We start from the raw sequence: 10,130 nt of genomic DNA, 5'->3' as shown, positions 1-10,130 counted from the left end.
ACCGCCGAAAGCTTCCTGGGCTTCATCGACATCACGTCGATCCGCCTCTGGCTCCGCCATTTGTCAACATGACCTAGACCCAAATATCCCCGCCGGAGGCTCCGGCCCCGTCGGCCGGGCCAGCCGGCGGGTGGGGGGCGGCGGTCAGTCCTTGCGGCGGATCAGGCGCACGTGGTCGCCCTGCGCATCGTCGGGGCCGAGCGCCTTGTTCACCGCATAGACATTGCCGCGGCCATCGGCATGGACGTGGTTGGGATAGCTGCCGCCGTCCAGCACCGCGACCACCGCGCCTTCGGGCGACACCACCGTCACCGTCCCCGCGCCGCGGTTCGACACATAGGCGAGGCCCGTCACCGGCTCGTGCGCCACGTTCAGCGCGCCCGCGCCCACCGGCACGTCCTGCACCACCTTGCCGCTGTCCAGATCCACCACCAGCAGGTTGTCGCTGTCCTGCGCGGCCACGAGCACCCGGCCCGAGGCGGCATCGAAGGTCACGCCGCTGGCGTTCTTTGCGCCCGGCAGGTCGATCACCTGCGCGACGGTATCGGTGGCGAGGTCGATCACCGCCAGTTCGTTGCTGATCCGGCTGACCGCGAAAAGCCGCCCGCCCGCCGCATCCAGCGCGAGGCTCATCACCGAGAACTCGCCGCCGCGCCTGGCCGAGGCGATCTGGATCACCCCCACCTTTTCCAGCGTCGCGGTGTCGAACACATGCACCCCGTCGGTCGCCGAGGCAGAGGCATAGGCCCGCCCGCGCGCGCCGTCCACGATCACGTCGCGGGCGTGATAGACGGTGCCGGGGGCGAACTGCCTGACCAGCGACAGGTCATCCTGGCCATAGACCGCAACGGTGTTGTGGAAGGTGTTCGTCACCCAGACCGTGCCCTTCGCCTCATCCACCGCCACGCCGAACACGCCCACCGGCTGCGGCCCCTCCTGCCCCGGGGGGCGCTGGTCCTCGGGCAGGTCGGGCGGGGTGATTTCGGCCAGCACCGCCAGCGTCTCGGGGTCGAGCTTGAGCAGTTTCGATCCCGCCGGACGGAACGAGGCCGAGGTCACGAACAGCGCCCCCACCCGCGCGCTGTAGGCGGACTGGTAGAGCCCCGGCGCGGGTTTCACGCCGTTCACGGCGAAGGCATCGGTGTTCGTCACCGGGATGTCGGGCGACACCTTCACATCCACCAGCACCGTGGACGAGGGGGTGTCGAGGAACACCGCCACCGGATGCAGCCCCACCGCCGCATCCGCCGGCAGGGTGAAAGTGAAGTTCAGGTTGCCATCGGCATCCGCGGCCGGCGCGCCGTCGTTCAGCACCGTCAGCCCGCGCTGGAACGTCGCCGCCTGCCCCGGCACGAGGCCGGAGCCCGTCAGCCTGACCTGCCCGCCCGGCAGGACCGGCCGGCCCGGTTCGGCGCCCGAGACGCGGAAGCGGCCGGCAAAGTCCACCGGGGCGGGGAAGGTCGATTCGGCCAGCGCCGCAAGCGGCGACAGCGCCAGAACGAACGCAAGCGGCAACAGGCCGCGCGAAAGGGGCAGAGGGGCCCGGATCATGGGGATACTCCTGGTCAGGTTGCGGAACCGGCATCGACCTGGCGCAGGCGGGGGAAAGGGGCCGGATACACCGGAAAGACGGCCCGGAGGCGCGATTGTCAACCTGAAACCGGGCCGCCGCCCCGCCCGCTGCGGCACAAATCCCACATCTGCAATTCAGCTTTGCCGTCGCGCCGATCATATCTTGACTATTTACCTAAGGTATACAAAACCACGCAGCACGCATGAACCGGAAGCGGCGAGCCCCGCTCGCATTCCGTTCCCTGCCCCACGCCAGCATCACGATCCCGCTAGCGATCCCCCGAAAACCGGACCGACGCGAGGCGGCTATGACTGGACGCAATTCCCTGCGTGCTGCTCTGTTGAGCAGTTGCGCACTTCTGTTCCCCACACTGGCCCTGGGCCAGGACACCGCGGGCACGACCGTGCTCGACCCGATCATCATCCAGAGCAAGCGTGACGTGCAGACCGACACGGCCACCGCCGTGACCGAGATCGACCAGGAGGAAATGGACGACCGGCAGGCGAACACCATCGCGGAACTGATCGATTCCGTCCCCGGGGTGACGCTCATCAACGGTTCCACCCCCACGGGCGGCGGCATCAACATCCGCGGCTTCGGCGCGGGCAACACCTACGGCAGCAACCAGAAGGTGCTGATCCAGGTCGATGGCGCCACGCAGGGGTCGGAAGAACTCTACCGCATCAGCACGCAGTTGCTCACCGATCCCGAACTCTACAAGAGCGTCGAGGTGATCCGCGGCACGACGGGTACGTTCGAATACGGGTCCGGCGTCGTCGGCGGCATGGTGCGGCTGCAAACCAAGGATGCAGGCGACTTCACCGGCGGACAGATCGGGGTGAAGGTACGGCAGGCGCTATCGTTCGGCACCAACGGCGACGGTATCAGCAGCAGCACGACGCTGGCATGGCAGCCGGCCGAGGATCTCGAATTCCTCGCCAACTACAGCTGGCGGCGGCAGGGCCGGCAGATCGGTGGCGACGGGCTGGACATCGGGGCAGAGGGTTTCAAGACGCCCTCCTATCTGCTCAAGGGCAAATACACCTTCGGGCAGAACCGCGACCAGTATGTCAGCCTGTCGCTCACCGAAACCAGCGCAGCCGAACGCGATGTGCCCTATGACGCCTTCGGCACCACCGGCGGCTTCTTCGGCAATGTGGACCGCGACATCACCTCGCGCAGCGCGGTGCTGAGCTATGGCTGGGATCCGGCGGCGAACGATCTGGTCAACCTCGAGGTCCGCCTCAGCCGCGCCGACCAGCAGATCGACAGCACCGCGATCGGGGGGCCGAATGCGCTCGGCGACGCCGATCACCGTTACGAAACCACCCAATTGCTGATCAAGAACACCGCCGAACTGCGCTTCGGCGGCTTCGACAACCGCTTGCGCACGGGGGTGGAGTTCATCCGCAAGGAAAGGCTCGAGGCCAGTTCGGCCCCCGGCGGGACGGACGACCGCGTGGCGCTGTTCATCGTCAACGACATGGATTTCCGCAACGGCCTGACGATCACCCCGGCGCTGCGCTATGAAACGCAGGACATCGACGGGCGCCGTTACGGATACGGCCGGTACGACAACGACGCGCTGATGGGCGGGATTTCCGCGCGCTACGAATGGTCGAACGGCTTTTCGGTCTTCGCCAGCGCGGCCTATACCGAAAGCCTGCCGATCCTCGACGACCTGACCAACACCGCGCAGAACTGGGGCGGGCGGATCGTCAACTACATGACGACGCCGGAACGGGCCCGCACCTATGAAATCGGCTCGGCCTATCGCGGGGACGACCTGTTCGCGACCGGCGATGCGTTCAGCTTCAAGGCCAATATCTATCATACCAAGGCGTGGGACCTGACCTCGGAACCCGGCATGTCCGGTACCGACATGAAGGGGCTGGAACTCGAAGCCGCCTACAGCATGGCGAACGGGATCTATCTGGATCTCAACGCCAACCTCGCGGACTACGCGGCGACAACCGTCGCGGGCGTTCCCGGCCAAGGGTATGCGCACACCCCGACCAACCAGGCACGGCTGACCATCGGCAAGAAGTGGGACCGGGGGCTGGATCTCAGCTGGGAAATGATCGCCGACAAACGGTATGACGCCGGCACCACGGTTTCGCCCGGCTTCGCCGTGCACAGCCTGCGCGCCAGCTACCGCCCCGAAAGCGGCGTGCTGGCGGGGGCGGAATTCCGCGTCGCCGTCGAGAACCTGTTCGACCGCGACTACAAACCGCGGCTCGGCACCCGCAACGGCCCCGGCCGCAACGTGAAGTTCGCCATCGCCAAGACGTTCTGAAATCCCGGGGTCCGCAGGTGCCGCGGGCCCCGGGGCAAATGCGGCGGGGGCCGATCCCTCCGGTTCCCCGCCGCGCCCCTTCCATCCATGACGGAGCCAACCATGCCACATCCATGCACCCGCCTGCTGTCCGGTATCGCCCTTCTGTCGGCGCTCGCCGCGCCCGCCCTTGCGCAGCAGCAACAGCCGCAGGGCGAAGGCCGCCCCGGCATCGCCGGCGGCCATACCGCCGCGGCCTTCATCGCCGCCTATGACCGCGACGGCGACGGCAAGGTCTCGAAGGACGAATTGTTCGCCCTGCGCACCGACCGCTTTCAGGGCGCCGACAAGGACGGCGACGGCAAGCTGAACGAGGCCGAATACGTGGCCGAATTCGAGGGCCGGCTGAAACAGCAATATGCCGAACAGGGCAAGGAGCCCGACGAGCGGTATGCCGGCGGCCTGAAACAGGCGGGTGTGCGGTTTGCGGTGCTCGACCGCGACCGCGACAACCTGCTGACGCAGGAAGAGGATCTGGCCTCGGCCGCAAAGACCTTCGACGGGCATGACACCAACGGCGACGGCGTGGTGTCTGCCGACGATCCGCCGCGTCAGCGCAACCGCGACGGCGATCGCGCGCAGGGCGAGGCGCGCGGCGGCAACTGACCGCGGCCCGCGCGCCCCTCGGGCGCCGGGGGTTCCCCGGCCGGCTCTCCCCCGGCTGCCCCGGCGCCCGTTCTCTGACCGCCGAATGCGAAAGGCCCTGCCATGCCGACGACCCCGCAGACCCGTACCGCCGCCGCCCGGCTGGCCTCTGCCGCCACTGCCACCGCGGCCCTGATCGCCACCCCCGCCGCCGCCGGCGGGCTGGAGGTGGAAATCACCCTGCCTGAGATCGACGCCGCCCCCTATTACCGCCCCTACCTTGCCGCCTGGATCGAGGATGCGGCGGCGAAAGAGATCCGGGGCACGGTCGCCGTCTGGTACGACACGCGGCTGCGCGACAACATCGGCGCGGGGTTCCTGCGCAGCCTGCGCACATGGTGGCGCAGCACGGGCGAGGCGATGACCCTGCCCGCCGACGGCATTTCCGGCCCGACGCACGGCCCGGGCAGCCATGCGCTGACGATCCCGGGCGACAGCGGCGTCCTGGCCGCGCTCGCCCCCGGCGACTATGTGCTGGTGGCCGAGGTCGCGCGCGAGGATGGCGGGCGCGAGGTCCTGCGCGCCCCCTTCGCCTGGGGCGGGGCCGCCAACGCAGGCGAGGCCGGGGGCGACACCGAAATCACCCGCCTGCGGGTGTCGGTCACGCCATGAGGGCCGCGGCACCCATGCCCGGCACCGGGGGAATGCGCGCCTTCTGGCTGCGCCAGTTCCGGCTGTGGCACTGGGTTTCCGCCGCCGTGGGCCTGACTGGCATGCTGTTGTTCGCGCTGACCGGGCTGATGCTGAACCATGCCGGTCTTTTCCCCGCGCGCCCGGTGACGGTCGAGGAAACCGTCGCCCTGCCCCCCGACCTGTTGCCCGTCCTGGCCGCGATGCCCGAGGCGGCCGAGGCCCCCCTGCCGCCTGAACTCGCCGCCTGGCTGACCACGCGGTTCCGCGTCGCGCTGGTGGGCCGGGCGACCGAAACCGACGCGGCAGAGGTCTATGTCGCCCTGCCCGTGCCCGGCGGCGACGGCTGGCTGGCCATCGACCGCGACACCGGCGAGGTGACGCACCGGCATACCGATCTGGGCTGGGTGGCCTTCCTCAACGACCTGCACAAGGGCCGCAACGCCGGGCCGGTCTGGGGGCTGTTCATCGACCTGCTGGCGGTGGCCTGCGTGGTGTTCACGGTTTCGGGCCTCGGGCTGCTGTGGCTGCATGCGCGGGTGCGGCCCGCGACCTGGCCGCTGACCTGGGCGGGGGCGCTGCTGCCGCTGCTGGTCGCGCTGCTGTTCGTGCACTGATGGCCCTGCCCGTCCTCACCCCCCGCCCCCGGAACCGTGTCGTCCTGCCCCCGGTGCACCCCGACGGCCCGCTGCTGCCGCCCCCGCCGGGATTGCGGCTGCACCGCCTGACGGGGGCGGCGATGGGCACCGGCTGGACGGTGCTGGCCCATGCCGCGCCCGATGCCGCCGATACCCTGCGCGCGCTGATCGCGGCGGAAATCGCCCGCACCATCGCGCTTTTCAGCCCCTGGGTGGCGGAGAGCGAGATTTCGCGGCTCAACACCGCCCCCGGCGGGGATCTGCCGCTGTCGCCCGCCTTCGCCGCCGTGCTGGCGCCGCTGCTGGATCTGGCGCGCGATACCGAGGGTGCGTCGGACCCGACGCTCGGCGCGCTGGTGGACCTGTGGGGCTTCGGCCCGCCCGGCCCCCGGCCCGCCGCCGCGCCCCTGCCCGGCGGGGCCGGGATCGCCGCCGCCCGCGCCGTCAGCGGCTGGCGCCGCGTGCATCTGGCCGCGGGCCGCCTGCACCGCCCCGCCGGGCTGCGGCTGGACCTGTCGGGCAGCGCCAAGGGATGGGCGGTCGATCAGGTCTCCGCCCGCCTGACCGCGGCGGGGGCGGAGTTCCACATGGTCGAGATCGGCGGCGAGCTGCGCGCACGGGGCCTCAAGCCCGACATGCAGCCCTGGTGGGTGGAAATCGAGCAGATCCACCCCGGCCCCCGGCTGCTGGTGGCATTGAACGGCATGGCGCTGGCCGGTTCGGGCGACTGGCGGCGGCAGTTCACCCATGCGGGGCGGCGCTATGCCCATACGATCGACGGCGCGGCGGGCTGGCCGGTGGACAATGGCGTGGCGACGGTCAGCGTGCTGCACGACAGCGCGATGATGGCCGATGCGCTGGCCACCGCGCTCATGGTGATGGGCCCCGGCCGCGGCATGGATTTCGCCGCCGCGCGCGGCATCGCCGCGCTGATGGTGCTGCACCGGGGCGACCGGATCGCCAGCCCGGCGCTGGCGCGGATGATGGAGGACGCATGCTGAGCCCCGATCCCGCCGACTGGCTGATCGCCGGGGCCGCGACGGCGGGGTGGCTGGCGCTTGTCGCGCGGATGGCGCTGCGCCGCCCTGCCGCCGGTGCGGCCCCGGGCCCCGATACCCCGGAAGGGCTGCTGATCGGCTATGCCAGCCAGACCGGGTTCGCCGAGGATCTGGCCCGGCAGGACGCGGATGCGCTGGCCGGTATCGGGCCGCGCGTGCTGCCGCTCGACCGGATCGGGGCGGCGGATCTGCTGGCGGCGCGGCGGGCGGTGTTCATCGTCTCGACCACCGGCGACGGCGATGCGCCAGAGAATGCGGCGGCCTTTCTGGCCCGGGTGATGCCGGGGCGGCCGGCGCTGAGCCATCTGTCCTATGCCCTGCTGGCGCTCGGCGACCGGGATTACCCGCGCTTTTGCGGCTTCGGCCGGGCGGTGGATGCTTGGCTGGCGGACTGCGGCGCGCAGCCCCTGTTCCCGCGGGTGGAGCTTGACCGCACCCGCCCCGAGGCGCTGGACCACTGGCGCCGCCGGCTGGCCGAAACCCTCGACGCCGCGCCCGCGGGCGACGGGCTGACCGACTGGCAACTGGCCGGGCGCCGCCACCTCAACCCCGGCAGCCCGGGGGGCGGCCTCTACCATCTGCGCCTTGTGCCGCAGGGGGTGTTGCCGCACTGGCAGGCGGGCGACATCGCGGCGGTAGAAATCGCGCTGCCGGACGGCACGCGGCTGATGCGGGACTATTCGCTCGCCTCGCTGCCCGCGAGCGGCGGGGTGGAGCTGATCGTGCGCCGCACGGCGGATGCGGCGGGCCGCCCGGGCCGGGGGTCGGACTGGCTGACCCGGCAGATCGCCCCGGGCGCGCCGGTGCGGCTGCGCCTGCGCGCCAATGCGGGCTTCCGCAGCCGGTCGGACCACGCGCCGATGATCCTGATCGGCAACGGGGCCGGCCTGTCGGGCCTGCTGGCGCATCTGCGCCACCGCGCCGCGCTGCGGGAAACCGGGCCGGTCTGGCTGATCTTCGGCGAACGCACCCGCCGCCACGATGCGATCTTCGACGACGAACTGCGCGGGTTGCAGGCGGCGGGCGTGCTCGACCGGCTGGACCGCGCCTTTTCGCGCGATGGCGGGGCGGGGCCGCGCTACGTGCAGGACCTGATCCCGGCACGGGCAGAGACGCTGCGCGCCTGGATCGGACAGGGGGCGGATATCCACATCTGCGGCCAGCGGCCCATGGCGCAGGGGGTGCGCGCGGCGCTGGAACAGGTGCTCGGCCCCGCGGCATGGGCCGATCTGCTGCGGGCGGGGCGGTGCCGGACGGATGTGTATTAGGGCGGGCCCGAAGCTCTCCTTGGCGGAAGGCGTGTGCCTTCGCCACCGCGATTCAGATCGCGTTGCCCCGGTCGGGGGGCCCCAAGCCCCCGGCCAGCGCCCCTGCGGCACCGCCGCGCGAACGGGCGGGGGAAACGCAGTGCGTTTCCTCATCCCGCCCGGCCAAACCGTAATGTGATTGCCCCCTACCCGCCATCCCGCCAGCGGTTGACCATCGGATAGCGGCGGTCGAGCCAGAAGGCGCGTTCGGTCAGCCGCGTGCCGGGGGCGGACTGGAAGCGTTTCCATTCGGCCCCGTAGACCAGCGCCTCCACCCGCTTCACCACCGCGCGGTCGTGGCCCGCGGCGACCAGATCGGCCACGCTTTCGTCGCGGTCCACCAGCCCTTCGAGGATCGCGTCCAGCACCGGATAGGGGGGCAGGCTGTCCTCGTCCTTCTGGTCGGGGCGCAGTTCGGCGCTCGGCGGCTTGTCGATCACCCGGGGGGGGATGACCTCGCCCGCCGGGCCCTTCATCCAGTCGCGGTGGTTGGCATTGCGCCAGCGGCAGGTCTCGAACACCCGGGTCTTGTAGAGATCCTTGATCGGGTTGTAACCCCCCGCCATGTCGCCGTAGATCGTGCAATAACCCACCGCGACCTCGGACTTGTTGCCGGTGGTCAGCAGCATCGCCCCGAACTTGTTCGACAAAGCCATCAGCAAGAGGCCCCGCAACCGGGACTGGATGTTTTCCTCTGCCAGCCCCGGCGCGGTGCCGGCAAAGAAGGGCGCCAGCGCCCCGGCCACCGCGGCGCGCGGCCCCTCTATCGGCAGGCTGTCCAGACGGCAGCCAAGGGCGCGGGCGACGCCCGCCGCATCCTCCAGCGACGCGGCAGAGGTGTATTCGGACGGCAGCATGAGGCAATGCACGTTGTCCGGCCCCACCGCATCGGCGGCGATCGCCGCCACCAGCGCGGAATCGATGCCCCCCGACAGGCCCAGCATCACCCGGGCGATGCCGCTCTTGCCCAGATAGTCGCGCAGGCCCTCGACCATCGCGCGGTAATCCGCTTCCCACGCATCCGGCAGGGGCGCGCGGGGCCCCTCTTCGGCGCGCCATCCCTCGGGGGTGCGGGTGAAGGTGACGATCTGTTCGGCCGCGTCGAAGGCCGGCATCTGCACCGCCAGCGCGCCGCCGGGGTTCAGCACGAAGGAGGCGCCGTCGAACACCTGGTCATCCTGCCCGCCGACCATGTTGAGATAGACCAGCGGCAGCCCAGTTTCCACGACGCGCGACACCATGATCATCTGCCGCCGGTCGTGCTTGCCCCGCGCATAGGGCGATCCGTTCGGCACCAGCAGGATTTCCGCCCCGGTCTCGGCCAGCGTTTCGCACACGTCCTCGTGCCAGGCGTCCTCGCAGATCGGGATGCCGATGCGCAGCGGGCCGATGCGGCAGGGGCCGGGCACCTGCGCGGGTTCGAACAGGCGGCATTCGTCGAAAACCTCGGCATTGGGCAGGTGATGCTTGCGCACCACCCCGGCGATGCGCCCGCCGTCGAGCACATACCAGGCGTTGTGGATCGCGCCCCCCGCTGCCTCGGGTGCGCCGATGCCGATGGCGGGGCCATCGGCGCAATCGGCGGCCAGCGCCGCGATGGCGGCGCGGATGTCGGCCAGAAAGGCGGGGCGCAGCACCAGATCCTGCGTCTGATAGCCGGACAGGAACATCTCCGGCAGCGCCACCATGTCGGCCCCCGCGGCGCGGGCCCGGGCCCAGGTGGCGCGGGCGGCATCGGCATTGGCCGCGATCGCCCCCACGGTCGGGTTCAGTTGCGCCAGCATCAGGCGGAAAATGTCGGCCATCCGGGATCCCCTGTCCATTCCCGCCCCGTTCTAGCAGAACATCCGCCGGGGGAAAGCCGCCGCCGGACGAAAGCGGGCGGGCATCCGCCCGCCGCCCCCGGGCTTGGCGCTTGTCAGCCCGGCCCCCGGCGGCTACCGT

The 10,130-nt window shown here is 70.9% G+C and carries 8 protein-coding genes; 6 read left to right on the top strand and 2 right to left on the bottom strand.

The features are described 5' to 3' along the window. Positions 1-144 precede the first annotated feature (144 nt). On the bottom strand, positions 145-1,551 hold the full coding sequence (locus RGD00_RS07085) for a YncE family protein (protein WP_310456606.1): 1,407 nt from the start codon (positions 1,549-1,551) through the stop codon (positions 145-147). 362 nt (positions 1,552-1,913) lie between these two features. Between RGD00_RS07085 and RGD00_RS07080 the strand changes: the two genes are divergently transcribed. From RGD00_RS07080 to RGD00_RS07055, 6 genes are all read left to right on the top strand, one after another. Beyond that, positions 1,914-3,869, top strand: a complete 1,956-nt coding sequence (locus tag RGD00_RS07080; RefSeq protein ID WP_310456605.1) for a TonB-dependent receptor domain-containing protein — start codon at positions 1,914-1,916, stop codon at positions 3,867-3,869. A gap of 102 nt (positions 3,870-3,971) precedes the next feature. Continuing rightward, positions 3,972-4,514 carry an EF-hand domain-containing protein gene (locus tag RGD00_RS07075; RefSeq protein ID WP_310456604.1) on the top strand — a complete coding sequence of 181 codons (543 nt, stop codon included), beginning with the start codon at positions 3,972-3,974 and terminating at the stop codon, positions 4,512-4,514. Positions 4,515-4,616: 102 nt separating this feature from the next. Then, positions 4,617-5,165 (top strand): DUF2271 domain-containing protein, encoded by a 549-nt coding sequence (locus RGD00_RS07070; protein WP_310456603.1) that lies wholly within the window; start codon positions 4,617-4,619, stop codon positions 5,163-5,165. A 32-nt stretch (positions 5,166-5,197) separates the two neighbouring features. Continuing rightward, positions 5,198-5,800, top strand: coding sequence for a PepSY-associated TM helix domain-containing protein (locus RGD00_RS07065; protein ID WP_310456602.1), 603 nt, complete (start codon positions 5,198-5,200; stop codon positions 5,798-5,800). Continuing rightward, positions 5,800-6,822, top strand: coding sequence for an FAD:protein FMN transferase (locus RGD00_RS07060; RefSeq protein ID WP_310456601.1), 1,023 nt, complete (start codon positions 5,800-5,802; stop codon positions 6,820-6,822). Before RGD00_RS07065 ends, RGD00_RS07060 begins: the two co-directional genes overlap by 1 nt. Further along, on the top strand, positions 6,816-8,147 hold the full coding sequence (locus RGD00_RS07055; protein ID WP_310456600.1) for a sulfite reductase subunit alpha: 1,332 nt from the start codon (positions 6,816-6,818) through the stop codon (positions 8,145-8,147). Before RGD00_RS07060 ends, RGD00_RS07055 begins: the two co-directional genes overlap by 7 nt. A gap of 185 nt (positions 8,148-8,332) precedes the next feature. On the opposite strand, the gene RGD00_RS07050 is transcribed toward RGD00_RS07055, so the two are convergent. After that, positions 8,333-9,991: an NAD+ synthase gene (locus RGD00_RS07050; RefSeq protein WP_310456599.1), complete on the bottom strand. Its 1,659-nt coding sequence runs from the start codon at positions 9,989-9,991 to the stop codon at positions 8,333-8,335. Between the last annotated feature and the right edge of the window lie 139 nt (positions 9,992-10,130).

The organism is Ruixingdingia sedimenti (genome assembly GCF_031432425.1).
Lineage (GTDB): Bacteria > Pseudomonadota > Alphaproteobacteria > Rhodobacterales > Rhodobacteraceae > Ruixingdingia > Ruixingdingia sedimenti.
Note: the sequence above shows the minus strand (reverse complement) of the source record. Positions and strands in the feature narration are given on the sequence as shown.